Below are 24,665 nucleotides of genomic sequence, written 5' to 3' on the forward strand. Positions count from 1 at the left end.
GTGGGGGGGGGGGGGGTCCGGGGGGGGGGGCCTGGGGGGGCCCGGGGGGGGGGGGGGGGGGGGGGGCCGGCGGGGGGGGGGGGGGGGGGGGGGGGGTTTTTTGGGGGGGGGGGGGGGGGGGGGGGGGGCCGCCGCCCCCCCCACCCCCCTCCCACCCGTTGATCGGATGGTTCGCCGCCTAGTCGGTCTTGGCGTACTCCCTGGCCATACCGCCCGCGAAGTCGTGGACCACACACTGTTCGTCGCTCACGACCCAGGCGTCGTGCCCGGGCGAGCAGACGAAGACGTCACCGGGGCCCACCTCGCTCTCGGCACCGTCGTCCATGCGGATCCGCATGCGGCCCTGGACGACGTAGCCGTTGTGGTGGACCTGGCAGCTTTCGGTGCCCGCGAGCGGGGCCACGGACTCCGACCAGCGCCAGCCCGGTTCGAAGGTGGCCACGGCGAAGTCGAGGCCCTCCATGTGCACGGCCTCGAGGTGTCCCCGGGGGAAATCGCGCCGCTCGTCCGGCTTGTCGAGTGTCTTGACGTCGAGCATGACGCTCCTCCTTTCCCTGCCCACCACCCCATCGTCCGCCTGTCGACTCGGCACCGCCATCCGGGGGAGGACACGGTCTCAGCCCGGCGTGCCGCACAGCCGGGCGAAGCGTCCGGCGTCCACGTTGCCGCCGGAGAGGATCACGCCGACGCGGCGGGGCAGCGGGCCTGCGCGACCGGTGAGGAGGGCGGCCAGCGGGGTGGCGCCGCTCGGTTCGAGGACGGTCTTCAGCCGCTCGAAGGCGAACCGCATCGCCTCCCGGATCTCGTCGTCGGAGACCAGCACGACCCCGTCGAGCAGTCGCCGGTTGAGGGAGAACGTCAGCTCGCCGGGGGTCGGCAGGGCCTGGCCGTCGGCGATGGTGTGCGGGACCGGGACGGTGACGCGCCGACCGGCCTCCAGGGAGCGCCTGGTGTCGTCGCCGGCCTCCGGCTCGACGCCGAGCACCCGGGTGCCGGCGTGCACGCCCTTGACGGCGGTGGCGCTCCCGGCGATCAGTCCGCCGCCGCCGACCGGGGTGATCAGCGCGTCCAGCCGCCCCGTCTCCTCGACGAGTTCGAGGGCGGCGGTGCCCTGTCCGGCGATGACGTGCGGGTGCTCGTAGGGCGGGATGAGGCTCAGCCCGCGTTCGACGGCCAGGGCCTCGGCGAGGGCGGCGCGGTCGCCGGTGTAGCGGTCGTAGGTGACGATCTCGGCGCCGTAGCCGGCGGTGGCCGCCCGCTTGGAGGGCGGCGCGTCCTCCGGCATGACGATCACGGCGGTGGTGCCCAGCTCGCGCGCGGCGAGGGCGACCGCCTGCGCGTGGTTGCCGGAGGAGTAGGCCGCGATGCCGCGGGACAGCTGCTCCGGTGTGAGGCGGGAGGCCGCGTTGTAGGCGCCGCGGAACTTGAAGGCGCCCACTCGCTGGAGGTTCTCGCACTTGAGGAAGACCTCGGCGCCGACGAGGGCGTCCAGGGTGCGTGAGCGCAGCACCGGGGTGCGGTGCGCGACGCCCCGGAGCCGGGCGGCGGCGGAACGGACGTCGTCGAGGGTGACCGGCGGGGTGGTGGTCGTCACGCGTGTCCTCCAGCGGGGTCGGTGGCCGGGCCGGTCGCGGCGCGGGCCTGGGAGAGGTAGCTGTAGGCGGAGGCCCGGGAGATGCCGAGCCGGGCGGCGACCTGCTCGACCGAGCGGCGCACGGCGAACACTCCACGCCCGTCCAGGTCGCGGAACAGCTCCAGGCGCTGTGCGCGGTCCAGTGCCGCCCAGCTCCTGTCCCGGCGCAGCGGGTGGGCGTCCACGATGGCGTCGACCACCGCGTCGATGTCGTCGCCGAAGGTGGTCGCGGGTGGATCGGCCGGAGTGCCCGCGGCTCCGGCCAGGGCACCGAGCAGGGCCTGGGCCCGGTCGACGGCGGTCACGTCCAGGTTGACGCACAGGGCGCCGAACACGGCCCCCGTGGAGTCGCGCAGCACCATCGTGGAGGACTTGATCAGCAGGCCGTCGCCGGTTCGGGTGACGTAGTTCAGCTCGTCCCGTGCCTCGTCGCCGCGGGCCAGGACCCGCATGCCGATCTCGCTCATCGCCCCGCCCACCGTCCGCCCGGTCACCGAGCCGGCGACGGCCACGACCGACCGCTCGGGGCGCCGGTAGTCGTGCAGGACCACCTCGCAGACCGGGCCGAACGTCGCCGCGATCCCGTCGACGACGGGGCGCAACGCGGCGAGGACGGCGTTCCGTTCGGCGTCCAGGGACGGTTCGCTCACCAGGTGCCTCCTTACGGGGCCGGCAGGTGAGCCGAGACTACACGTCCAACGCCTGGACTGTCAGTCCACAAGAGGCGGTGTGCTGCGGGTCGGGGACAGACTCCCGACGGCCAGGGAGGTCGTCGCCGCCACCGCCATCAACCCCAACACCCTGTTCAGGGCCTACCGCGACATGGAACAGGCCGGCCTGGTCCGGTCGCGGCGTGGGCTCGGCACCTTCGTGACGCGGTCGCCGGCACGGCCCGGCGCGGAGGACGACTCGCCGCTGCGCACGGAGCTCACCGAGTGGGTCGCCCGGGCCCGGTCGGCCGGACTGGAGCGGGACGACGTGATCGCCCTGGTCACGGCGGCCCTGGACGAGCACGAGCACCAGCCGCACCAGAACGACCCGGGCGACCGGGGAAGGACACAGGAGGACGTATGACCGGGCCCGACGAGCCCGTCGCGCTGCACGCCAGGGACCTCAAGTTCCGCTACCGGGCACGCGCCGAATGGGCCCTGCGGGACTGTGGGTTCACGGTGCCGCGCGGCCGTATCACCGCCCTGGTCGGCCGCAACGGCGCGGGCAAGAGCACGCTGCTCCACCCTCGGGCCCCGCCACCGTCGCCGCCGCGCTGACCGGCCTGGCCGTGGGCACCCTCGCCGGGCTGCTCACGCGCCGGGTGCTGTCCGCGATGGCCTGGACGCTGCTGGTCACGGCGGCGGTCACCGTTCTGGTGCAGTGGACGCACCGGGCCCGCCTGCTGGTCCCGCCACACCGGTACGTCAGCGACGGGTGGCAGCCCAAGCCGCCGATGGGCGACAAGTGGTCCACCGGGCACTACGGCCTGATCACGGCCTCCGGCCGCCGCGAGTCCGTCCTGGACTGCCCCTACCCGTCCGGCCGCGAGCTGAAGGAGTGCATGTCCCAGCACGGCTACGTCGCCCGCTTCTACGAGGCGAACCCGGCCGGCGACTGCTGGACGTTCCAGTGGACCGACACGGCCCTCCTCGGCGGCCTCGCCCTGGGACTCACCGTCGTCACGGTCCTCCTGCTGCGCCGCCGGGTCTGACACCCTCTCCGGCATCCTCCTCAGCGCCCCACCCTCTCACGTCACACGGAGGTCGATCCGCTCATGCCCAAGGACGCCAAGTCCCCGAAGAAACTGCGCAGCAACCGCGCCGCGCTCACCCACAAGGTCGGGTACGCGCTGCGCCACCCCGAACGTGTCGGCCCCTACGTCCGCCGGGCCGGCCGCGACGCGTGGCTGCGGATCAAGCACCCGGACCACGTCGGCTACTACCGGGCCGTGATGGCCTCCGACACCCGCCGCAACCCCGAGGCCGCGGTCGGCAGCCAGACCCACGACCGCTGGCTGGCGCTCGGGCAGATGCAGTTCGAGTACCTCGTCGAGCACGGGCTGCGCCCCGGGCACCGCATGCTCGACATCGGCTGCGGCAACCTGCGCGGCGGCTGGCGCTTCATCGACCACCTCGACACCGGCCACTACTACGGCATCGACATCTCGCCGGACATACTGATCGCCGCCAAGAAGACGCTGAGCGAGCGCGGACTCCAGGCCAAGCTCCCCCACCTGACCATCACCGGGGACCTCACACTGGACTTCCTGCCCGACGACCACTTCGACGTCGTCCACGCACACAGCGTCTTCTCCCACTCGCCACTGAACGTCATCGAGGAGTGCCTGGCCCACGTCGGCCGCGTCCTGACCGACACCGGGTTCTTCGACTTCACCTTCGACCGCACCGAGGGCACCGAACACCAGGTCCTCCGCGAGGACTTCTACTACCGCACCGACACCCTGCTCGCGCTGGCCCGCCGGCACGGTCTGCACGCGCGGTTCATGGAGGACTGGGAGAAGCGGCCGCACGGCCAGTCCAAGATCCGCGTCAGCCGCTCGCCGCTGCCGTCGTAGACGGCGGACCGAGCAGCCGCGGCACCCCGGGGCCGGGCCCTTCGTCCGGCCCTACGGCCGTGGATCGGTGCGCCGCCAGCCGGGGCGGGCGTCAGCGCCCCGGCGGCCGGCCGCGGCCGCGCAGCGGGGGCAGACCCGGCGGACGGCGTCGGCCGCGCCGCCGGACTCGGGCAGTACGTCGGTCCAGGTGACGGCCGGGAACCGGGACAGCTGCGAACGGTGCAGCGCGAGACCGCACACGGTCTGGTTCCTGCCCTGCTCCCACGCGTGCACCTCGCCGGCCGGCAGCCAGCGGTTGTCGTCCTCGTCCCACCAGCGGCCGGAGGCCGCCACGTCGTAACGCCGTGTCCTGGCCATCGGCTCCGCCCGCCGCCTTCCTCTCCCGTGCCGCCTCCTCACCGTCCCCGGGTGCCCCGGCGGGCAGGCGCCCACACGCGCGTACCTCCTCCTGTGTGATCGCTCCGCACGTCCTGACGGTTTCCGCCGTTCTGTCTGCTTAGCATGCGGGGTCCGCGCATCGCGGGTCGGCGCCACCGCGCGACGGAACCCAGGCATGGACGGCGCACACCGGCTCGCCCCGCCGCGAGTACCCCGTGCCGGCGTGCGTGGGGCGACCGCCCGGGGCCCACCCGGTTCCCCGTGCCGTTCGCCCACGGACCGCCCGCCCCGTACGAGAGGACAGCAGATGGCGCCCACGGGCCGTCGCAGCGCACTGGCCGAGCACGCCTTCTCCCCCCACGACGCCGTGATGGGCGCCGCCGCCCGGCACCTCGGCCGCCGGCGTTTCCTCACGGTCACCGCGGCCGCCGCCGCGCTCGCCTTCTCCACCAACCTGCCGGCCCGCGGCGCGGTCGCCGCACCCCTGCGGACCGCCCGGATCAGCAGCGACCCGTTCACCCTCGGCGTCGCCTCCGGTGATCCCCTGCCGGACTCGGTGCTGCTGTGGACCCGGCTGGCGCCGGAGCCGTTCGCGGAGGACGGCGGGATGGGCACGGAGCGGGTCACGGTCGAGTGGGAAGTGGCCCTCGACGAGCGCTTCGTGACCGTCGTGTCCCGGGGCACCGCCGAGGCACACGCCGAGTACGCCCACAGCGTGCACGTCGACGTCCTGGGCCTGGCGCCGGGCACGGTGTACTACTACCGCTTCCGCACCGGTGCCTGGCTCAGCCCGGCGGGCCGCACCCGCACCGCACCGCCGGCGAACGGCACCACGTCGGCGCTGAGACTGGCGGCCGTCGCCTGCCAGGCCTACCAGGACGGCTACTACACGGTGCACCGGCACCTCGCCGAGGACGACGTCGACGTGGTCTTCCACCTCGGCGACTACCTGTACGAGTACGCGGTGAACCCGGCCGGCGGGGAGCGCCGCTACACCGACATCACACTGCCCGACGTGTTCAACCGCGAGACCATGACCCTCGCGGACTACCGGATGCGCTACGCGCTCTACAAGAGCGACGCGGATCTGCGGGCCGCGCACGCCGCGCACCCGTTCGTCGTCACCTGGGACGACCACGAGACCGAGAACAACTACGCCGGCAGCATCCCGGAGAACGACATCCCGCCGGACCAGTTCCTGCTGCGGCGGGCATCCGCCTACCGGGCGTACTGGGAGAACCAGCCACTGCGCGCCGCCCAGCTGCCCCAAGGGCCGGACGCGCGGCTGTACCGCCGGCTGCACTGGGGCACGCTCGCCCAGTTCGACATCCTCGACACCCGGCAGTACCGCTCCGACCAGGCCTACGACGACCGGCCGCACGCCCCCGGGCCCGAGTCGGACGACCCGGCGCGCACCCTCACCGGCGCCGCGCAGGAGCAGTGGCTGCTCGACGGCTGGCAGAGCTCGGGCGCGCTGTGGAACGTCATGCCCCAACAGGTCTGCTTCTCCCAGCGCAAGTTCGACGTGACCGCCGACGCCGCGGTCTCGATGGACGCCTGGGACGGCTACCGCGCCTCCCGCGAGAGGGTCGTCGCCGGGGCGAAGGCCGCCGGCGTCGACAACTGGCTGATCCTCACCGGTGACGTGCACGTGGGCTACGCCCTCGACGTCAAGGACGACTTCGACGACCCCGCGTCCGCCACCATCGGCACGGAGGTCACCTGCTCGTCGGTGGCCAGCGGCCGGGACGGCGTGGAGCAGCCCGCCAACTGGGACCTGTACCTGCGGGCCAACCCGCACATGAGGTTCTACAACGGCAAGCGCGGCTACGTCCGGGTCGGACTCGACCGCGAAGCCGCCCGCCTCGACTTCAGGACGGTCTCCGCGGTCACCACGCCCGGCGCTCCCGTCAGCACGGCCGCGTCCTTCGTCACCGAGGCGGGTGCCCCGGGGCTGAAACCCGCCTGACCCGGCCAGGCGCGCGCGTGCGCGTACTGCACTTGGCACCCCCCGCGTCCCCCATCGCGCGAAAGACGCCCGGTCCCGGCATCGCCGCGGATCTTTCCGGCAAGGACTGTGACTTCGCCACAGTCTCCGTGATCCACGGTCACTCACCGATCCCCGCTGTCTCGCACAGCCCTCGAAGGAGGCACATCGCATGGTCGGCAGACATGCCGCGCGCAGCCGCCGCGCCGCCCTGACCGCGCTCGGCGCCCTGGTCCTGGCCGCTCTCCCCGCGACCGCCTCGGCCGCACCCCCGGCCGCCCCGGAGCCGCAGCGCGTCACCGCCCTGACGCCCGCCGCCGGCAAGGCGCCGGCGCGCGTACTGCGCGCGATGGAGCGCGACCTGGGACTGACGCCCGGGCAGGCGGCGGCCCGGCTGGTCAACGAGGCGGAGGCGGGCACCCGGGCGGGCATGCTGCGCAACACCCTGGGCGACCGCTTCGCCGGGGCCTGGGTGAGCGGCGCGGCCTCCGCCGAACTGACCGTCGCCACCACCGACGCCGCGGACACCGCCGCCATCGAGGCACAGGGCGCCAGGGCCGCGGTCGTCGAGAAGGGGCTGGGCGAGCTCCGCGCGGTCAAGGAGAAGCTGGACGCCGCCGCCGCCCGTACGCAGACCCCGAAGACGCCGGTCTGGTACGTCGACGTGCGGACCAACCGGGTCGTGGTCCAGGCCACCAGCCGGTCGGCCGCGGCCGCGTTCGTCGAGGCCGCCGGGGTCGAGGACCAGATGGTGGGCGTCCGCATCTCGCCGCACCGGCCGCGGGTGCTGGAGGACCTCGTCGGCGGCGACGCCTACTACATCAACGGTCAGGCCCGCTGTTCGGTCGGGTTCTCCGTCACCCAGGACGCCCAGCAGGGTTTCGCCACGGCCGGTCACTGCGGCGACCCGGGCGACGCCACCACCGGCTTCGACCAGGCCGACCAGGGCACCTTCCGGGCCTCGACCTTCCCCGGCAAGGACATGGCCTGGGTGGGTGTCAACCCCGACTGGACCGCCACCCCCGACGTCAGGGCGCAGAACGGCCAGAAGGTGCAGGTCACCGGCTCGGTGGAGGCGCTCGTCGGCGCCTCGGTGTGCCGTTCCGGCTCCACCACCGGATGGCACTGCGGCACGATCCGGCAGCACGACACGAGCGTCAGCTACCCGGAGGGCACCGTCGACGGGCTGACCGAGACGACGGTGTGCGCCGAACCCGGCGACTCCGGCGGCCCCTTCGTCGCGGGCACCCAGGCCCAGGGCACCACGTCCGGCGGCTCCGGTGACTGCACGAACGGCGGGACCACCTTCTACCAGCCGATCAACCCGCTGCTCAGCGACTTCGGCCTCACCCTGACGACCACGTCCGCCTCGGCGGGAACGCCCGCGCCGCAGGACAACGCGGCGGCGGACGCGTGGGCGGCGGGCCGCGTGTACGAGGTCGGGGCCACGGTGTCCCACGCCGGCCTGCGGTACCGGTGCCTGCAGAGCCACCAGGCGCAGGGTGTCTGGTCACCCGAGAACACACCGGCCCTGTGGCAGCGTGTCTGACGGACGGTGAGCCGCCGTACGGCGGACGGGGCGCCGGGTCGCTGCCGAAGGCGGCCGGGCGCCTTCGTCATTCCTCGGCGAGGAACGCGTAGGCGGCGGCCATGAACGGGTCGTGGGCGCGGAAGCGCCGGGTGCACACCGCGGCCAGGGCCGTGCCGGTGTCGGGCCGGAACCCCAGGAACGCCTGCTGGCCGAGGGTGGCGCCGCTGTGGAAGTACATCGGCCCGCCGTCGGTGGGGTGCCGGAACCACGTCACCGTGTGCACGTGCCGGTGTCCCGGTCCGCGCCGCAGCACCGGCACCCGTACGGCCCGCAGTGCGCCGGCCGGGGGCGAGCCGGCCGGGTCGAGGTGGGCCTCGAGGAAGGCGAGCAGGTCGTGCGGCGTGGACCGGACGGCCCCGGCCGCCTGGAATCCGCCCGCGTCGAAGGCCGGGACGGGGGTGCGTCCGTCCTTGCGGTGACCGATGGCGTCGGTCTTCGCGTCCTCCGCGCGCAGGGCCGTACCGCTCAGGCCGAGCGGGCGCAGGACGTGCCCGGTGAGCAGGTCCTCCCATGCCGTGCCGGTGGCCGCGGCGACGGCGTGCCCGAGCACGGAGACGCCGTAGTTGGAGTAGTGCCAGCGGGTTCCGGGACGGTGCCTCGGGCGGTGGCGCAGGAAGGTGGCGGTCAGCCGTTCGGCCGGGTAGCGGGCGTAGGGGTTGGTGCGCCAGGCGGGCAGGGCGCGGGGGAAGAAGTCGGCCGGCAGGCCGGGCAGTCCCGACGTGTGGGTGATGAGGTGGGCAAGCGTCACGGGGTGGGGGCCGGTCGGCCGGGCGGGGTCCAGGCAGGCGGCGGCCGGTTCGCCCCCGGTGAGGACACCGCGCCGGATCAGCCGGGTCAGCAGCAGTCCGGCGAGCGTCTTGGAGGCCGACCCGATCTCGTAGCGCAGGTCCTCGCGGGGGACCGCGGGGGGCGGGGCGGTGCCGCCGCTGTGGAGGGTGCGCCGGCCGTGCCGGGAGACGGCGAGGACGACGTCGGGTGCGTCGGCGGCATCGACGGCGTCGGCCAGCCGTTCCCGCAGGGCCGCCTCGTCGGCGGGTCCGGGGAGCCCGAGCTGCGGCGGGGCGTTCCCTTCGTCGTCGGCGTCGCCCGGCCACGGCGTGGGGCGGCCCGTCATGAGCCGGTGTGCGCCAGCGCGGTGAGGGCGCGTGAGGTGGCGAGCAGGGAGGCGAAGGCCGCGACCAGCGTCGGGTGGTAGACCAGGTCGAACACCGTGTCGGGGTCTCCCTCGGGCATCGTCCGTATCGCGGGCATGGCGCCGTCGGGCTGCTGTGCGGCGGCGAAGCCCCGCCAGGCGGGTTCGTCGAGGGTGGGCCGGGGCAGGCAGGCGTCGACGACGAGGAGTTCGCCGAGCAGGTCCCAGCGTTCCAGGTCCAGCCAGTCGTCGATCCAGACCGGGAGCCAGGTGGCGAGATAGCCGGCGATCGGGGCCGGCAGGCCGTCGGGGTTCTCGCCCCAGTCGGTGAGGTGGAAGACGGTGTGGGTGATGTCGTAGGCGGTATGGCCCTCGACCGTCCACGGTTCGGGGGTTCCGGCCAGCCAGGTGGTGCCCACCAGGTCGGCCTCCGCAGGCCGGGGCGGCAGGCCGAAGCGGCGCTGGAAGGCGGAGAGGCCCAGGCGCCGGGTCGGCGTCAGCGGCGACCGCGTCCAGCTCGCCAGCCGGTGGTTGAGGACCGTGGCCCGCTCCACCTCGGGCTGGCTGTAGCCGAGCTCCTTGAACGCCAGGTACACCTCGAACGGGATGGGTGAGAACGGCTCGATGCGCTGCCCGCGCACCAGCATGCGGCCCCCGTCCAGGGTGTCGCGCCAGGTGTCGTCGAGCAGCCGGCGGGCCAGGTGCGCCTGCCGGGATCCGGCGACGCCCTCGCGGAAGAGCACCTTGCAGACGAGGGCGAGTTCACCGATCGGCTTGAAGCGTTCCAGAAAGCCGATCTCGGGGTCCACCTCCGGCTCCAGCCGGAAGCCGTCGCGGTGGGCCCACAGCCATTCCAGGGCATCGGCTCCGACGCGGTGGATCAGTCGGGTGTCCGTCATCCCGGCACTCCTTGTCCGGCGTGGTCCGCGTCCCTCAGCCGTGCCGTGGTGAGGGCTGCCGCGAACGCCGCCATCAGGGTGGAGTGGTAGCAGTCGGTGAAGGCGTAGGGGGCGACGCCGTCGGTGGACCCGGCGGCGTCCTGGACGGCGCCCTCCTCGGGGACCGCACCGGACACGTGCTGTGCCGCCGCGACGCGCTGCCAGGCGTCCTCCAGGACGACCGGTCCGGGCGGACGCGGCAGGCTCGCCGCCACCGCCAGCAGCTCGCAGCTCAGGTCCCACATCCGCGCCTCCAGGCAGCTGTCGAGCCAAGCCGGCAGCCAGTGCAGCAGATAGTCCGCCAGGTCCGGCGGTAGCCCTTGGACGGTGCGTCCCCATTCGGTGAGGTGGAAGACGACGTGGGTGAGCGCGTAGCCGGCCGTGCGTTCGAAGGTCCAGGGTTCCGGCAGGCCGCCCAGCCAGGTGCGGCCGAGCGCATGCGGTACCCGGTCGTGCGGGCTCAGTCCGCTGCGCCGCTCGGCCTCGATGACACCGAGCCGGCGGGTGGGGTACTGCTCGGTCAGCCGCCAGCCGCGGGTGCGGGCCACCACGGCGGCGGACGCCTCGTACCCGGTGTGCCGGTGACCGGCCGAGGCGAAGGCCGCGTACACCTCCAGCGGATAGGTGGCGAAGGGCTCCAGCGACTGCATCAACAGGAACAGTTCGCCCCGGCGGGTCTGCTGCCAGGCGAAGTCCAGCAGGTCGGACGCGCGGGTGTGGAGCGGGTCCGACGGCGGGGCGCACGCGGACACGGACGCGCAGACCTGCGCCAGTTCGCCCAGGGGCTTCCAGGTGCGGTTCACCTGGCCGTCGGCCGCCAGGGCGTCGTCGCCGAGCGCGAAGCGATCGCGGTGGGCCCATACCCAGGCCAGGGCGGCTTCCTCGACCGCCCGGACGCTCACAGGAGTACCGCGGCCGGCATCAGCCGGGCCGCCTCCAGTTGCAGGGCCACCCGCGGGTCGTTGCCGCCCATGAGCTGGACGAAGTCGAGTCCGGCCTCGAGACCGAGGGTGTCGGGCACGCCGTCGAGGAGGGTGAGCCAGCGCCCGGCTCCGGCCGCCTGCTGCCAGTCGCGGCGACGTACCGCGCGTACGAAGCCGCGGGCGACGTCCACGGGACGGCGCCGGGCCGCACGGGTCACCGCGCACTCCTCGCCGGGCAGCGCGAGCGGGGCGAGTACGGCGAGCTGGTGGGTCAGGTACTGCCAGCCCGCGTCGTCGAGCCATCCGGCGCCGGGTTCGGCGCCCGGCTCCTCGTCGGGCGGGTGGGTCGGGGGTTCTTCGAGCCGACGCAGGGCACGGGCCATGGCCCAGTGGCTCCATACGACGGTGGGGGCCGCGTCGGCGCGCGGCTGATGGGCCGCCACGGCGTCCTTGAACACCGCGAGCCACCCGGGTTCGGGCGGAACGCGCAGGAGGGCGGTGGGCAACAGAGTGTCGGCGCCCAGGACGCGTACCGCCGCGACGGCGACGCCTTCGCCGCTCCCCGCCAGGGCGCCCCCCGCTCGCACGTGGTCTCCGCTCCGAAGAGCGGAGACCACGTCGGAAGCGAGGTCCAGCACCGTCCCCTGGAGAAGGGCCGACGTGCTCGACTGCTCCATCTCAATGCTCCCGTCGGTCCGTCAGCCCTTCTTCGGGCGCGGGGTCGGCGGCGAAAGCAGCAGCTTGCCACCTCCGCCCTGGAGGGCGAGCGCGGCGCACTCGCGGCTGTCGCGGAAGACTCCGTCGGCCTCGGCGGGGTTCAGTGCCGCTTCGATGTCGATGTTCTCGGTGCGGACTTCCTCGAGCACCTTGTCCTCGGAAGGCATTTCACCATCTCCCTCTGGTAGCCGAAAGCCTTCACACCACAGGTGTCCGGTAAGCCACAAAACATGCCTATCGTCACAACATTCACAGAAGGTGGCTATTTCAACAAAGCGGACAGATGCTCTCCCGGCCGCCCAGCGGAACCGGTGCCGGCGGGCGCCGGGAGCGCAGGCGGGGCCGGGGGCTCACCTCCGCCGCAGGCGCCACACGTGGTCTTCGCGGAAGCCTTCGACGCCCTGGGGCGAGGCGCTGGGCCGGCGGACGGTCTCCTTGGTCCCGACGGTCCATTCGCCCTCCGGCAGGGCGAGTTCGGCGAGGACCCCGTCCAGGGTGGGGAAGACGGCGTCGAAGGGCGGTTCGGTCTGCCAGGACGGCCACCCGGCGTGCAGCACGATGAGCAGGGTGCCGCCGTCCGCCACGGCCCGCGCGGCGTCCCGCAGTACCGTCCGCTGGTCGAGAGCGACCGGGGACTGCAGGTACTGGGCGCTCACCAGGTCGAACGTGCCCTCGGGGAACGACGCGCCCAGCTCGTGACGTTCCCAGTCGACGTATTCACCGACCCCCGCGTCGGCGGCGTGCCCGGCGGCGCGTTCGAGGGCGGTGCCGGAGATGTCCACGCCGGTGACCCGCCAGCCGCGCGAGGCCAGCCACACGGCGTCCGCCCCTTCACCGCAGCCGAGGTCCAGCGCGGTGCCGGGGGCGAGGTCGCTCGCCTCGCGGACCAGCAGGTCGTTGGGGCGACCGCTCCAGACGCGGTCGGTGTCGCGGTAGCGGGCTTCCCAGAACGCTGCGGGAGCCGGCGCGGGTGTGTCGGTCATGGGTGCCTCCTGGGGCGGACGGACCGTCTGCTCGGCGGGACGCGCGACGACCGCGCACCCCGTGTGCAGAGTGCACCTGCCGGAACCGGACGACAAAGACCTTTGCCGGTCCGGCAACACGGTGATCGGCACCGTCCGCCTCGCCCGGCCCCGTCAGCGTGCCGCGAGGCGATGACCACCGCAGGGTGGGGCCGCGCCTGGCATGGACCGAGTGAGCGGCGAGGGCGGCGCGGGCCGGTCTCGCCGGACGACACCGGTGTCACGAGCGGTGCCCCGGTCCGAGGCATCGGCCTGGCGCCGACTACGGTCAGGTCGTGGGACCGGCGCCACGGGCCGGCCCCGGTCGAGCGGTCACCGCGGTTCGGTGCCGTCCGACCACCACGGACGTCCCGCCCGCGGAGGCGACACACGCGGCGAAGGCGGGGTCAGGGCGGGACCCGAGCGGCTCACTCGAGGAGGCCGGATGGACGCCGAGGAACGACACGGCACGGACGCGGACGCCGAGTTCGTGAGGTTCTGGCAGGAGCGCCGGGTGTGCTTCCTGTCGACGGCGCGCGCCGACGGGACCCCGCACCTGGTCCCGGTCGGGGTGACGTACGACCACGTCACCCGTACGGCGCGCGTCATCACCAGCGGGGGCACCGCGAAGGCGCGCAACGTCCAGCGGGCCGAGCGGCCCGTCGTCGCCGTGAGTCAGGTGGACGGCAGACGCTGGTCCACCCTGGAGGGCGTCGCCACCGTGCGGGACGACGCCGAGGCGGTCCGCGACGCGGAGGCCCGGTACGCGGCCCGCTACCGGCAGCCCCGGGCGAACCCGGAGCGGGTCGTCATCGAGATCGCCGTCCGGCGCTTCCTCGGCACGGTGCGCCCCCTCACACCCTCCGGGGCCGGCACCCCTGAAGGGTGAGTCCGCCGGGTCAGCCACCGCTCCCGGGGCGGGAAACGGGGGGCCCGGCCGCTCCGGCCGGTGGCCGGCGGCCGAGGCGTCCGGGCCACCACGCGACCGCGCCGATGTCGCGGGCGAGCGCCGGGACCAGCAGCGAGCGCACCACGAGTGTGTCCAGCAGGACGCCGAAGGCCACGATGAAGGCGATCTGCACCAGGAAGGCCAGGGGGATCACGCCGAGGGCGGCGAACGTGGCGGCGAGTACGACACCGGCCGAGGTGATCACGCCGCCGGTGGCGGTCAGCCCTCGCAGGATCCCCTCCCGTACGCCGTGGTCCAGCGCCTCCTGCCGTACCCGGGACATGAGGAAGATGTTGTAGTCCACGCCGAGGGCGACCAGGAACACGAACCCGTACAGCGGTACGGAGGCGTCGGTGCCGCTGAAACCGAGCACGTGGGTGAAGACGAGCGCCGAGACGCCGAGCGTGGCCAGGAAGTTCAGCGCCACCGTCGCCACGAGCAGCACGGGCATCAGCAGGGAGCGCAGCAGGGCGATCAGGATGACCAGGATGATGGCGAGGACCACGGGCACGATGAGCGTGCGGTCGTGTTCGGCGGTCTGCTGGGTGTCGTACTGCTGCGCGGTGTAGCCGCCGACGAGCGCGTCCGCGCCGGGCACGTCGTGGACGGCGGACCTGAGCCGGGCCACCGTGCTCTTGGCGGCGTCACTGTCCGCCGGTGCCTGCAGTGTCGCGTCGATGCGCACCCGCCCGCCGGCCACCTTCGGTTCGCCGCCGCCCGGGCGGCCGGAGGCGGTCACCGCGGCGGCGGAGGCGACGCCGTGGGTGTCGCGGGCCGCAGCGAGGACGGGGGCGAGCCGGTCGGCGTCCGCGATGATCACGGCGGGGTTGCCGGAGCCGCCCGGGAAGTGCCGCGCCAGGGTCTGCTGGGCGGCGACGGACGGAGTGTCGTTCACGAAGATCTCGTCCAGCGGCACGCCCTTGGAGGTCAGGGTCGGTGAGAAGGCGGCGCAGGCGAGCAGCGCGGCGAGCGACACCGCCCAGATGCGGCGCGGGGCCCTGTCCACCAGGGCGGCGACACGGTGCCACAGGCGGTGCCCGGCCTCCGGGTCACCGGACCGGACGGGCTTCGCCGGCCAGTAGGCGGCCCGGCCGAGCACGACCAGGACGGCGGGCAGGAAGGTGAGCGTGCTCAGCACGGCACAGACGATGCCGATGGCGCCGACGGGTCCGAGCGCGCGGTTGTTGGTCAGGTCGCTGAGCAGCAGCGCCAGCAGCCCCAGGGCGACGGTCGCCGCGCTGGCGACGACGGCTCCCCAGGAGGTGCGCAGTGCGGCGCGCATGGCGCCGAAACGGTCCGGGTGCCGGGCCAGTTCCTCACGGAAGCGGGCGGTGAGCAGGAGCGCGTAGTCGGTGGCGGCGCCGATGACCAGGATGGAGAGGATGCCCTGGACCTGCCCGTCGACGCGTACGACGCCGCGGTCGGCGAGCGCGTAGACGACCCCGCAGGCCAGACCCAGTGCGAAGACGGCGCCGAGGATGATGGCCAGGGGCAGCAGGACGCTGCGGTAGACGAGCAGCAGGATCACCAGCACGGTGACGAGCGCGACGCCGAGCAGCAGCCCGTCGATGCCCGAGAAGGCGTCGGAGAGATCGGCCTGGGAGGCCGCCGGTCCGGCGAGTTGTGCCCGGGTCCCGGGGACCTGCCCGGCGGCTTCGCGGATGTGCTCCAGGACGTCGGGCAGGCGGTCGCCGAGACCGGGCTCGACCTGGACGACGGCTTGGAGGGCTTCCCCGTCGTCGGAGGGCAGGGCGGGCGTCGCGGGGCCGGCGACCCCGGGCTCGCCTTCGAGGCCCGCGACGGCTCGGGTGGCGGCCGCCCGGTGTCCGGTGACGGCGCCGCCGCCGTCCGCGGTCCACACCACGATCACGGGGAGGGTCTCGTCCTGCTGGAAGGCCTTCTGCGCGTCGATGACGCGGGTGGACTCGGCGCTGCGGGGCAGGAAGGCGGCCTGGTCGTTGGTGGCGACCTCACCGAGCTTTCCGGCGTACGGGCCGAGCGCTCCGCCGATACCGAGCCAGACCAGGAGCAGGACGACGGGAACGAGCCAGCGGGCTCGTCGGGAGGGGATGGACATCGGTCTTCGGGTCTCCAGGTCTCCAGCGGCACGGGAAGTGGCTCGATCATAAACAATCTCAATGATCGAGTTACTTGGGGTCGTCGCGACACACCGGCTTCTGCCCGGACGTGTCCCCCGGATGCCGCGAGCGCCCGGGAGATCAGCGGTCGTGCGCCCGGACGAGGCGCAGTTCCTCGTTCATCGCCGCCAGGAAGCGGGCCACCACCGCCAGTTCGCCCTCGTCGAAGCGCGAGCAGGTGGCGGCGGCCGCCTCGGCCAGCGGACGGAAGTACGTCCGGGCCGCCGCCCGGGCGTCGGGCACGTAGTGCAGATGGACGACCCTGCGGTCGGCGCTCTCCCGCACCCGGCGCACGTGCCCGGCGCGCTCCAGCCGGTCCACGCACGCCGTCACCGCGCCGGAGGTGAGCCCGAGGTGCTCCCGCAGCCGCCCCGGCGTCATGGGCTCCTGTGCGTCCAGGATCGCCGCGAGTGCCTGGACGTCGGTGGCGTGCAGTCCGTGCGTGCCGGCGAAGCTCTGCACGAGGCGGTTGATCTCGCCGTTCATCCGCCGGAGCTGCGCCGCGAGGACGTGCAGGCCGCCCTCCTCGGCACCGGCCCCGGTCCCCCGCTCGTGCGCGTGCTGCCCGCGCTGATTCGCTGTCGCCACGTGATCAGCGTATAGAAGGGCCGAGCCGGGCCCACACGCGTCCCGGGCGGCCTTCGCACGGGAGGACGCCACCGCGACGACTTCCGGTGCGGACCGAGCGTGCCCCCGTGAGCGGTCCCGGTGACCGTCCGTCGGGGCACGCACCGCGCGCCGGCGTCAGGTGAAGGGACCGTTCGGGATCCGGGTGCCGGGGCTGTCGGGACGGGCCGTGTGGTCCGGGTGGCCGCGGGTACGGCGGGCCTCCTTCAGCTCCGCCTCGTACAGATGGTCACGGCCCTCGGCGAGCCGGTCCACCGCCGCGCGCTCCAGGTCCCGGAACGCCTGGTAGTACGTCCGGTCGTACGCCTCGACGATCTGGAACGTCCAGTGCCCGGGGATGACGTTGCGCCCGAGGATCTCCGTGCGGACACGCTCCGCCCATTCCGGGTGGCCCGCCTTGCGCAGCAGCTCGACCGCGCGGTCCAGTTCGAAGTCCGCCGTGCCGGTGAGCTGGTGGAACGCGAACAGGTGCCCACGGGCACGGTCGGTCGTCTCCAGCGCCTTGGACAGGGACCCGAGGGCTTCCACCGTCTCGTCGCTGACGCCCTCGGGGCGCCGGTGCGGGTCTTCCACGTGGTCGGTCCCTTTCGGTGAGTGGAACGTGGGAACGGTGTCACGTCAGCGGCTCGTGTCCCCGGTTCGGGAGCGCACGGGCGGCAGGGCCCTCGGTACGTTCGGCGGTCTGCCCTTCCACCGCCCCCTGGACCCCGCCGCCGGGGCTGCTCCAGGCAGCCCGGTCGCCCTTCCAGGGATTCCTCTCCCCGTCGCGCCGTCGCGGTTCTTCGCCACCTCACCGCTCCTTCCGGTCCAGACCAGCCTGGACCGCGTGCGGAGGTCCCACCACTCGACCCGGGAGCCCGATCGGATCCGCCGCCCCACGCCGCCGGGCTGCGGCCACGGAGACGTCCGACGACGGGAGGTGCCGCACGTACTGACCCGGGCGTGCACGGCGGGGAGACAGCCGTGACCCGATCGGCGCAGTCGTCCGTGACCCGCCCTGCGGGGAACGGTCGCCCGCCATAGGCTCACGGGTATCCCCCGGAAGCGCCGCTAGGAGTCCCCATGCGTCTGCCCGTCGAACCCAGGCATCTCCCCCCACGACTGGCCATCGGGGCTTTCATCCTCAACTCCGGCCTGGCGAAACGCGGGGCCGACGAGCAGACCGCCACCATGCTGCACGGAATGGCGAAGAACGCCTACCCGTTCCTCGGCAACGTGCAGCCGGCGACTTTCGTCCGTCTGCTGTCCGCCGGTGAGATGGCCCTCGGCGCTGCGCTGCTCCTGCCGGTCGTACCGACGGCGGTGGCGGGGATCGGCCTGACCGCGTTCTCGGCCGGGCTGGTGGGCCTGTACCTGCGCACGCCCGGCATGCGCGAGGAAGGCAGTCTGCGCCCCACCCAGGAGGGCACGGCCCTGGCGAAGGACACCTGGCTGCTCGGCGTCGGGGTCGGATTCGTCGTCGACGGAGTCACCCGCGGGTCCCGGTGACACGGAGTCACACGCGAGTCCCGGTGACCGCGTGGGGCCCGCCGCGAGGCCGCCGCGGGGGCCGGTGAACGCGGTGTGCGCACGGGCAGCCGCCCACGCGGACGGGTTGCTCGACGCGCGGGTGTCGTACGAGCACCGTGGCAGCACGACGCCGGCGGCCGGAGCGCCCGGTTCCGGCCGGCCTCTCAGGTGTCACGAACCGGCGCCCTCCGACCGGGAGCGACCGCGACGAAGCCGGCGCGGGCCGAGTGAGCGCTGTCCGGCCGAGTGAGCACTGTCCGGCCGGTTGCGCGCGACACGGGCGGCCCAGGTGGCGAGCCGACGTTTCGCCCTCTTCGCCCTGGGTGACCCGTAGGGAGCACATCCCCGTGTGACGAGGTGAGAACCATGCTGGTACTGGGCCTCCTGCTGATGGCGGGCGCCGCCGCCTTCGCAGGTCTGCTGATCGCGTACAACCTGTCCGGTGGTCCGGACTACACGGTGACCCTGCTGGGCAGTGAACCCTTCACGATCAGTACGCTCGGAGCGTTTCTCGGCGGTATCGCCCTGACCCTGATCTTCGGCCTGGGCATGTGGATGCTGCTGGCCGGGACGGTACTGGCGCGCCATCGCAGCAAGAAGCGTCGTGGGGAGCGGGAGACCGCCCGGCGGGCCGCCGCGGACCGCGACCGACTGGCCGACCGCCTGGAGGGCGGGAGCGGCGCCGACGGCAGGACCAGCCCTCCGGACGAGACGGCGGGAGACCGCCGTCCGGCCGCCCACCGGCCGCACCGGCTCCGCTTGCACCACTGACGGCGACGACGCGTGCACCGCTGACCGACGCGGCCGGGTGAGCGTCGGACGTCCCCTCCCTCCGCCGCCTGCTGCTCGTGCCGGCACGAGCAGCAGGCGGCGAGTTCGCGTCACGCGACGGCGGTCGCCTCGAGTTCGACCAGCTGGCCGGGAACCGCCAGCCGTGTCACCCCGAGCATCGTGCTGGCCGGGGCGACCCCGGCGGCGGCCAACCGCGACGCCAGCACGCCGTAGTGCGGGAGCAGCAGATCGACGTCGGTGGTGTAGACGTTGAGCCGGACCACGTTCGAGAGGGACATGCCGGCCTCGGCGAGCACGGCCTCCAGGTTGTCGAGGCTCAGCGCCACCTGGGCGGCCATGTCACCGTCGTGCTGGGGTTTGCCGTCGGCGGACATCGCGGTCTGTCCCGAGCAGTACAGGGTCCGGGTGTGTCCGGAGACGACCTCACCCTGGTTGAAGCCCATCTCCACCGACCAGGTCACCGGGTTGACCGCCGTTCGTTCCACTGCCATATCAGCTCCATCTGGATTCACCGGGAGTAAGTACGACGCCCATCGGCGGCGTAGCCGCCTTCGTCGACGTCGGTGCTGACGAGCCTTCCGGCAAACCACGACACCCTTGGTCGGGTATGCGACGAGTTCCCGCCCGTGGTGCGCCGACCGGCCCGCCGGACGCACCCGGCGACTCAGGTGAGGCCGGCGGCCGTGAGGGCGAGTGCGGTGCGCAGGGTCGCCGCGAGGTCGATCCTGGCGGCCGCGGGATCGGGGTCCGGCCCGGTCGTCCGGTAGGCGTGGTGCTCGACCGCCGCGCGCAGCGCCGCGTTGATCATGCCGGCCCAGATGGCCGGCCGTACGTCGTCGGCGGGGAGTCCGGATCGCTCGGCGAGGGCGCGGGCGAAGGCGGGCTCCGCCTCGTCGTGGGTCCGCAGCCAGACCGCGCGCAGACCCGGCTCCGTCCGGGTGAGCCGCAGCAGGGCGCCGACGTCCGGTCCGGGCAGGACGGCGTCGGCGGTCCACAGGTGGTCGAAGGCTTCCTGGAGGGGCCGGCCGGGGCGCCACTGCCGCAGCGCGGTGGCGATCGCATCGATGCCGGTCGTGAAGAGCGGGCCTACGCAGCTCTCCTTGGTGGGGAAGTAGCGCCACACCGTGCGCGCCGAGACGCCGACCGCCTGTCCGATCTGCTCCCCCGTCGTCGCGGCGACGCCCTGGGCGATGAACAGGTCGACCGCGGCCCGGGCGATCCTCAGCCTGATGGCGGCTTTGCGCTCCTCGGTCAAGGGTGGCCGCCCGGTCCGTCCGCGAGCTGCGGTCATCGGCCCCTCCGGCGCACAGTGCTCCACGTCATGAACGTGTATTCTCCACCAAGACTTTATGTCACTCAGAGACATTAATGCTGGCGTGCCGACCCGGTGGGACACGGGCCGGCCGCACCAGCACTTGGGAGAGGGAGCACTTCATGACCGCCGATCCGAACGGCCGCAGCGTGATCGTCACCGGAGCGGGATCGGGCATAGGGCGCGCGGCCGCCCTCGCCTTCGCCGCGCAGGGGGACCGCGTCGTGGTGGCGGACCTCAACGCCGACGGCGCCGACGCGGTCGTCAAGGAGATCGAGCAGGCGGGCGGCACCGCGGTGGCCGTCCCGGGCGACCTGAGCGAGCAGGCTGTCGTGGACCGGGTGACGGCGACGGCGGTGGAGCGGTTCGGCGGCGTGGACGTCCTGGTGAACAATGCCGGGATCATGGACAGCATGTCGGCCCTGGCCGACGTGACTGACGCCGAATGGGAGCGGGTCATCCGGGTCAACCTGACCGCGCCGTTCATGCTGGCCCGCGCGGTACTGCCGCACATGCTGGGCGCGGGCCGCGGCGCCATCGTCAGCACCGCCTCCGAGGCCTCCTTGCGCGGGAGCGCGGCAGGCACCTCGTACACGGCTTCCAAGCACGGTGTGGTGGGCCTGACGAAGTCGCTCGCGGTGATGTACCGGAAGAACGGCATCCGCGCCAACGCCATCTGCCCGGGTGGCACCGCGACCGCCATCGCGGTGGAGGCCGACCGCGCGGCGCACGGCCCGGCGGCGATCGGCCCGCACTTCGTGAACCTCGGCCGTGTGTCGCGGCCGGAGGAGCAGGCGGCCGCGATCCTGTTCCTCGCCTCGGACGCCGCGAGCAACATCAACGGCGCGATCCTGCCCGTCGACGACGGCTGGTCCGCCGTCTGACACGCAGTTGTCCTGGTCGCCACCCTCAACGAGCGGTTGTGGCCCGTAGGTGAGACCAACGGCCCGGGATGCGGCGGCCGGTGACGGCTGACGGGTCAGGGCTGCGAGACGTTGAGCGGCAGGTCCCGGTGGAAGACGGCCATGGCCCGGCCCGGGCCGTTGTAGTCGTCGACGACCTTCGTGGCGAAGCCGAGGCTGCGGTGGAAGGCGATCGAGCCGGTGTTCCCGATCGACGTGATCGCCTTCAGCCGCCGTGCACCGTGACGTTCCGCCGCTTCGGCGAACGCCGTGTACAGACGACGCCCGAGACCGGTGCCGCGGGCGTCGTCCCGCGTGGCGATCAGATGCACGTACCCGGTGCCGTCCGGGGTGACGAACCCGAAGACGTACCCACGGATTCCGTCCTCGGCCCGGGCGACCAAGCAGGTGGAACCGAACTCCTGCACCAGTGCAAGAAGGTGGAGCGACCGGAGGTCGCGTTCGCCCCAGTAACGGGGGTGATCGGCCAGGACCTGATGGAAGTCGGCCACCCCGGCCGTTGAGATGTCTGTCCCCATGGCGACGATCATGGCAGGCGCCGTGGCCGTCACGGTCGAAGGTCCGCACGGAGACATCGAGCCGAGGCACCGGGCACGGCGAACGCGCGGTCCGCCGCCATGAGGCTGCTGTCCTCGTTGCCGCCTTCACCGCGTGTGGGTGGCGTACCGGTCCGACGACAACTCGAACACCCGTACTCGCCGGCCGCAGGTGGGGTTGACGGTCTCACGGACCGGACGCATCCCCAGTTTGGTCATGATCCGTTCTGAGGCGTCGTTGCCCACTTGAGCGATGCTGACGATCCGCTCCAGCCCTCGCTCCTCGAACCCGAACCGCACAGCGGCCGCAGCGGCCTCGGTGGCCAAGCCCTGACCCCAATGGGAACGTCCCAGCCGCCAGCCGACCTCGACCGCCGGCAGTACCTCCGGCAGGAAGTCGGGCACCGAAAGGCCGGTGAACCCGGCCAGCTCGCCGGTGGACCGGATCTCCACGGCGAACAGGCCGAAGCCCCGCGCCTCCCACTCGCTCTCCCATGCCTGGACCCCGTCGCGAGTCTGCTGTTCGTCACGGACGCTGCCGTCACGGATCCACCGCATGACCTCGGGGTCGGCATGGACGGCAGCCATCGGCACGACGTCTTCCTCGCGCCAGCGACGCAGGATCAAACGGGGAGTCTCCAGCGTGACCATCCCGTCATCCTGGACCACACAGGGGGGTCTCGGCCATCCTCGCCAGGCACGTCGATGAGGAACCCGGGTCGGGTCGGACCGCATCCGCGCAGAGCATCACCGGGGCCCCGACCGGCAACGGGACGAAACTCGATGCGGCGGAGGTCGCAGCGCTGGTCATGACGGGTTCCGGCCCCAGAGGACGACAAAAAGTCTCTGCCGTAGGACGGTTCGTGGACGCGCCCGGGAGGCTCGTCGCGCCGCTGCTCCTGGCGGGCATGGTGGGCAAGCCCAGCGGCGATGGCGTCGCCCCTGGTGGGCCGGCAGACGTTCAGGGTCGACGGGTACTCGTGACCGAGGAGCTTCGCCGTGTGCGCCCACGGCGCGGGCCCGCGTGCGCGGATGGTGCCGCTGCTCAACGGTACCGGCCGCACGCTGCGGTGGTTCGTCGAGGACCTCCGGGGCCGGTTCGACGACGACCACACCTGGCCCGGGGTCGTGTCCCTCGACGGGGCACAACGCTCCTCCAGGCGGTCGTCGGTGGCGCATGCCCTCGGTGTCCCGGGGGCCGCGAGGTTGTCGGTGGCGGGAACTACAGTCGCCGGTGTGACCGATGACGAGCTTCGCCGCATGCTGATCCCCTTTCGTACCCGGGCAGTTGAGGAGGGATACCCGTGGGAGGACATAGACCCGCTCCCGGCCGAAGAGGTGGACCGGTGGATCGGCCACGTCCGGCCTTGCGCGGTCCTCACCGACGGCGGAGACGGGCCGGTCGCGGGCAGGTTCGGCGGGCCGCTGCTGCTGCCCGCCGAGGTCCCGGACCCGGAACACCCGTACCTCGCGTCCATCGACCTCGCCGCGCTGCCGAAGGACGCGACGGACCTCCCTCTGCCGCCCGACGGACGCCTGCTGCTCTTCGCCTCACTCGAGGAAACGGACGGCGACGGCAACTGCGGCCAGGCCGTGTACGTCCCGGCCGGCACACCGGTGGAGGAACGCGACAAGAACACCTGGAACGGCTGTCCCGGCGATGACTACTACCAGGAGATCGTCGACTCCTACCCGCAGGGCGACTTGAGAGCCAGAACCGAACCGGACCTGCCGTACCACCCGCTTCCCGGATTCCCGCACGCTGACGAGTTGGCCACGGTCTGGTGCGACACCTCCGGCAGAGAAGGGCATCTGCAGATCGGCGGATACGCGAGTGAGGAGGCCTGCGACGCTGACCCGCTGGAATCCGTGGCCAGCTGCGCCGTCCACCAGGCGGAACGGGGACGTCGGGGCGGCGACGAGCCGGTGTCGGGCGCCGTCGAGGACTGGGTTCTGCTGGCCCACTGGAATCCGGACATCAGCCATCGGGAAGGCTCGGACGTGCAGTGGGGAATCCAGCGCGCGGACCTGGAAGCCCGTCGCTTCGACCGCACCTTCAGCACCGTCCGTCGGAATCCCTGACCGGGCCCGGCGGACGGCGTCCCTCGAATGGGTCAGGCGATCAGAGGCGAAGTAACCCTGCGAAAACCTGCGCAGCCGCCGAAGCTGCGCACAAACAGCCACACGGTGGGACCGCCGACCACTCCGGCCCGAGCGGGCCGGCTGTTCAGAATCTTTCCCACAGGCAGGGCGGAAGCCGGTGAGAATCGCCTGACCGCCTACGCTCCAGCAGCCACCCACGCCAACGCGTTACCGCCCATCAGCGACCGACGTCGGCGTGCTGCGGGCCGAGCGGACCTACGTCGGGGAAAAAGCGACCCCCTCCATTGACTGACCGGTCGCTCTCCTACATGCTGTCCTCATGCCCAGGCCGAGGAGCGACGACAAGCGCGCGGCGATCATGGCCGCTGCCACGCGGATCATCGCTGTCCAGGGACTGGGGGCGGCGACGGCGGCGATCGCGAAGGAGGCCGGCGTCTCGAACGGGTCACTGTTCACCTACTTCGACACCAAAGCGGATCTACTGAACCAGCTTTATCTGGAGCTGAAGGGTGAGATGAGGGCAGCCGCACTCGGCGGCTTGCCCGCAGCCGATGCGCGCACCCAGCTGCTGCACATGTGGTCACGATGGATGGACTGGGCGACGGCCGCTCCCCTGAAGCGCCGCACTCTGGCCCAGCTCCAGGTCTCCGACGAGATCACGGCGTCCACCCACGAGTCCGCAAACCGGACCATGACAGGCATCGGAGAGATCCTGGAGCGCGGCCGGGCGAACGGCCCGATGCGCGATGCCCCGGCGGCTTTGGTGTTCGCGTTGTCCCACGCCCTGGCCGAGGCCACCATCGACTACATCATCGGCGACCCGGACCGCGCCGACGAACACAAGCAGTCCGGTTTCGACGCACTCTGGCGCATGATCGGCTGACCCGCCCCGGGCCCGCTTCCCCGCACT

The 24,665-nt window shown here is 72.9% G+C and carries 28 protein-coding genes and 1 pseudogene; 12 read left to right on the forward strand and 17 right to left on the reverse strand.

The annotated features are described in order from the left end of the window. Positions 1–178 precede the first annotated feature (178 nt). The 3 genes from ACP4IX_RS34620 to ACP4IX_RS34630 all read right to left on the reverse strand — a co-directional run bounded on the left by ACP4IX_RS34620 (position 179) and on the right by ACP4IX_RS34630 (position 2,283). Entirely contained in the window at positions 179–538 is a 360-nt protein-coding gene (locus ACP4IX_RS34620; protein ID WP_426558497.1) for a cupin domain-containing protein, read from the reverse strand. A gap of 78 nt (positions 539–616) precedes the next feature. Continuing rightward, positions 617–1,594 carry a pyridoxal-phosphate dependent enzyme gene (locus tag ACP4IX_RS34625; protein ID WP_426523232.1) on the reverse strand — a complete coding sequence of 326 codons (978 nt, stop codon included), beginning with the start codon at positions 1,592–1,594 and terminating at the stop codon, positions 617–619. Further along, a complete protein-coding gene (locus ACP4IX_RS34630; RefSeq protein WP_426558499.1) occupies positions 1,591–2,283 on the reverse strand; it encodes a helix-turn-helix transcriptional regulator in 693 nt (230 codons plus the stop codon). The genes ACP4IX_RS34625 and ACP4IX_RS34630 overlap by 4 nt, the downstream gene beginning before the upstream one ends. Before the next feature lie 67 nt (positions 2,284–2,350). On the opposite strand from ACP4IX_RS34630, the pseudogene ACP4IX_RS34635 reads away from it, so the two are divergent. From ACP4IX_RS34635 to ACP4IX_RS34650, 4 genes and pseudogenes are all read left to right on the forward strand, one after another. Further along, positions 2,351–2,707 (forward strand): annotated as a pseudogene (locus tag ACP4IX_RS34635) (GntR family transcriptional regulator); the annotation flags it as partial. Further along, on the forward strand, positions 2,704–2,901 hold the full coding sequence (locus ACP4IX_RS34640; protein WP_426558501.1) for an ATP-binding cassette domain-containing protein: 198 nt from the start codon (positions 2,704–2,706) through the stop codon (positions 2,899–2,901). The pseudogene ACP4IX_RS34635 and the gene ACP4IX_RS34640, both read left to right, overlap by 4 nt. A gap of 11 nt (positions 2,902–2,912) precedes the next feature. Next, positions 2,913–3,335, forward strand: coding sequence for a hypothetical protein (locus ACP4IX_RS34645; protein WP_426558503.1), 423 nt, complete (start codon positions 2,913–2,915; stop codon positions 3,333–3,335). A gap of 63 nt (positions 3,336–3,398) precedes the next feature. Next, a complete protein-coding gene (locus ACP4IX_RS34650) occupies positions 3,399–4,199 on the forward strand; it encodes a class I SAM-dependent DNA methyltransferase (RefSeq protein WP_426558505.1) in 801 nt (266 codons plus the stop codon). A gap of 51 nt (positions 4,200–4,250) precedes the next feature. Here ACP4IX_RS34650 and ACP4IX_RS34655 read toward each other — a convergent pair whose 3' ends face one another. Continuing rightward, a complete protein-coding gene (locus tag ACP4IX_RS34655) occupies positions 4,251–4,556 on the reverse strand; it encodes a hypothetical protein (protein WP_426523237.1) in 306 nt (101 codons plus the stop codon). 328 nt (positions 4,557–4,884) lie between these two features. On the opposite strand from ACP4IX_RS34655, the gene ACP4IX_RS34660 reads away from it, so the two are divergent. After that, positions 4,885–6,546 (forward strand): alkaline phosphatase D family protein, encoded by a 1,662-nt coding sequence (locus ACP4IX_RS34660; RefSeq protein WP_426558507.1) that lies wholly within the window; start codon positions 4,885–4,887, stop codon positions 6,544–6,546. 190 nt (positions 6,547–6,736) lie between these two features. After that, positions 6,737–8,113, forward strand: a complete 1,377-nt coding sequence (locus ACP4IX_RS34665) for an alpha-lytic protease prodomain-containing protein (RefSeq protein WP_426558509.1) — start codon at positions 6,737–6,739, stop codon at positions 8,111–8,113. A gap of 67 nt (positions 8,114–8,180) precedes the next feature. On the opposite strand, the gene ACP4IX_RS34670 is transcribed toward ACP4IX_RS34665, so the two are convergent. The 6 genes from ACP4IX_RS34670 to ACP4IX_RS34695 all read right to left on the reverse strand — a co-directional run bounded on the left by ACP4IX_RS34670 (position 8,181) and on the right by ACP4IX_RS34695 (position 12,848). Further along, positions 8,181–9,269 carry a serine hydrolase domain-containing protein gene (locus tag ACP4IX_RS34670; protein ID WP_426558511.1) on the reverse strand — a complete coding sequence of 363 codons (1,089 nt, stop codon included), beginning with the start codon at positions 9,267–9,269 and terminating at the stop codon, positions 8,181–8,183. Continuing rightward, positions 9,266–10,186 carry a DUF6895 family protein gene (locus ACP4IX_RS34675; protein WP_426523241.1) on the reverse strand — a complete coding sequence of 307 codons (921 nt, stop codon included), beginning with the start codon at positions 10,184–10,186 and terminating at the stop codon, positions 9,266–9,268. Before ACP4IX_RS34675 ends, ACP4IX_RS34670 begins: the two co-directional genes overlap by 4 nt. Further along, a complete protein-coding gene (locus tag ACP4IX_RS34680) occupies positions 10,183–11,127 on the reverse strand; it encodes a DUF6895 family protein (protein WP_426523242.1) in 945 nt (314 codons plus the stop codon). The genes ACP4IX_RS34675 and ACP4IX_RS34680 overlap by 4 nt, the downstream gene beginning before the upstream one ends. Beyond that, a complete protein-coding gene (locus tag ACP4IX_RS34685; RefSeq protein WP_426558513.1) occupies positions 11,124–11,825 on the reverse strand; it encodes a hypothetical protein in 702 nt (233 codons plus the stop codon). The genes ACP4IX_RS34680 and ACP4IX_RS34685 overlap by 4 nt, the downstream gene beginning before the upstream one ends. Positions 11,826–11,846: 21 nt before the next feature. Next, positions 11,847–12,032 carry a hypothetical protein gene (locus ACP4IX_RS34690; protein WP_426523244.1) on the reverse strand — a complete coding sequence of 62 codons (186 nt, stop codon included), beginning with the start codon at positions 12,030–12,032 and terminating at the stop codon, positions 11,847–11,849. A 183-nt stretch (positions 12,033–12,215) separates the two neighbouring features. After that, positions 12,216–12,848, reverse strand: a complete 633-nt coding sequence (locus ACP4IX_RS34695) for a class I SAM-dependent methyltransferase (RefSeq protein ID WP_426523245.1) — start codon at positions 12,846–12,848, stop codon at positions 12,216–12,218. 463 nt (positions 12,849–13,311) lie between these two features. Here ACP4IX_RS34695 and ACP4IX_RS34700 point away from each other — a divergent pair, with 463 nt between their 5' ends. Further along, on the forward strand, positions 13,312–13,755 hold the full coding sequence (locus tag ACP4IX_RS34700; RefSeq protein ID WP_426558515.1) for a PPOX class F420-dependent oxidoreductase: 444 nt from the start codon (positions 13,312–13,314) through the stop codon (positions 13,753–13,755). Positions 13,756–13,765: 10 nt separating this feature from the next. On the opposite strand, the gene ACP4IX_RS34705 is transcribed toward ACP4IX_RS34700, so the two are convergent. From ACP4IX_RS34705 to ACP4IX_RS34715, 3 genes are all read right to left on the reverse strand, one after another. Then, on the reverse strand, positions 13,766–15,892 hold the full coding sequence (locus tag ACP4IX_RS34705; protein WP_426558517.1) for an MMPL family transporter: 2,127 nt from the start codon (positions 15,890–15,892) through the stop codon (positions 13,766–13,768). A gap of 142 nt (positions 15,893–16,034) precedes the next feature. After that, positions 16,035–16,541, reverse strand: a complete 507-nt coding sequence (locus ACP4IX_RS34710; protein ID WP_426523248.1) for a MarR family winged helix-turn-helix transcriptional regulator — start codon at positions 16,539–16,541, stop codon at positions 16,035–16,037. A gap of 156 nt (positions 16,542–16,697) precedes the next feature. After that, the gene (locus ACP4IX_RS34715) at positions 16,698–17,153 is read right to left on the reverse strand and encodes a hypothetical protein (RefSeq protein ID WP_426523249.1); all 456 of its coding nucleotides are present in this window, start codon (positions 17,151–17,153) and stop codon (positions 16,698–16,700) included. A gap of 489 nt (positions 17,154–17,642) precedes the next feature. Between ACP4IX_RS34715 and ACP4IX_RS34720 the strand changes: the two genes are divergently transcribed. Then, complete coding sequence (locus tag ACP4IX_RS34720; protein WP_426523250.1) at positions 17,643–18,068, forward strand: hypothetical protein; 426 nt, start codon at positions 17,643–17,645, stop codon at positions 18,066–18,068. Positions 18,069–18,455: 387 nt separating this feature from the next. After that, a complete protein-coding gene (locus tag ACP4IX_RS34725; RefSeq protein WP_426523251.1) occupies positions 18,456–18,860 on the forward strand; it encodes a hypothetical protein in 405 nt (134 codons plus the stop codon). 110 nt (positions 18,861–18,970) lie between these two features. On the opposite strand, the gene ACP4IX_RS34730 is transcribed toward ACP4IX_RS34725, so the two are convergent. After that, a complete protein-coding gene (locus ACP4IX_RS34730; protein ID WP_426523252.1) occupies positions 18,971–19,372 on the reverse strand; it encodes a RidA family protein in 402 nt (133 codons plus the stop codon). Positions 19,373–19,545: 173 nt separating this feature from the next. Next, complete coding sequence (locus ACP4IX_RS34735) at positions 19,546–20,172, reverse strand: TetR family transcriptional regulator (RefSeq protein WP_426558519.1); 627 nt, start codon at positions 20,170–20,172, stop codon at positions 19,546–19,548. Positions 20,173–20,315: 143 nt separating this feature from the next. On the opposite strand from ACP4IX_RS34735, the gene ACP4IX_RS34740 reads away from it, so the two are divergent. Beyond that, complete coding sequence (locus tag ACP4IX_RS34740; RefSeq protein ID WP_426523254.1) at positions 20,316–21,077, forward strand: SDR family NAD(P)-dependent oxidoreductase; 762 nt, start codon at positions 20,316–20,318, stop codon at positions 21,075–21,077. 95 nt (positions 21,078–21,172) lie between these two features. Here ACP4IX_RS34740 and ACP4IX_RS34745 read toward each other — a convergent pair whose 3' ends face one another. Both ACP4IX_RS34745 and ACP4IX_RS34750 read right to left on the reverse strand, forming a co-directional pair. Beyond that, positions 21,173–21,646, reverse strand: coding sequence for an N-acetyltransferase family protein (locus ACP4IX_RS34745; protein WP_426523255.1), 474 nt, complete (start codon positions 21,644–21,646; stop codon positions 21,173–21,175). A gap of 114 nt (positions 21,647–21,760) precedes the next feature. Further along, entirely contained in the window at positions 21,761–22,303 is a 543-nt protein-coding gene (locus tag ACP4IX_RS34750; RefSeq protein ID WP_426558521.1) for a GNAT family N-acetyltransferase, read from the reverse strand. A 585-nt stretch (positions 22,304–22,888) separates the two neighbouring features. On the opposite strand from ACP4IX_RS34750, the gene ACP4IX_RS34755 reads away from it, so the two are divergent. Beyond that, a complete protein-coding gene (locus ACP4IX_RS34755; RefSeq protein ID WP_426558523.1) occupies positions 22,889–23,734 on the forward strand; it encodes a DUF1963 domain-containing protein in 846 nt (281 codons plus the stop codon). A gap of 340 nt (positions 23,735–24,074) precedes the next feature. Next, positions 24,075–24,638 carry a TetR/AcrR family transcriptional regulator gene (locus ACP4IX_RS34760; RefSeq protein ID WP_426558525.1) on the forward strand — a complete coding sequence of 188 codons (564 nt, stop codon included), beginning with the start codon at positions 24,075–24,077 and terminating at the stop codon, positions 24,636–24,638. Positions 24,639–24,665 lie beyond the last annotated feature (27 nt).

It is taken from the genome of Streptomyces sp. WG5 (assembly GCF_049974565.1).
GTDB lineage: Bacteria > Actinomycetota > Actinomycetes > Streptomycetales > Streptomycetaceae > Streptomyces.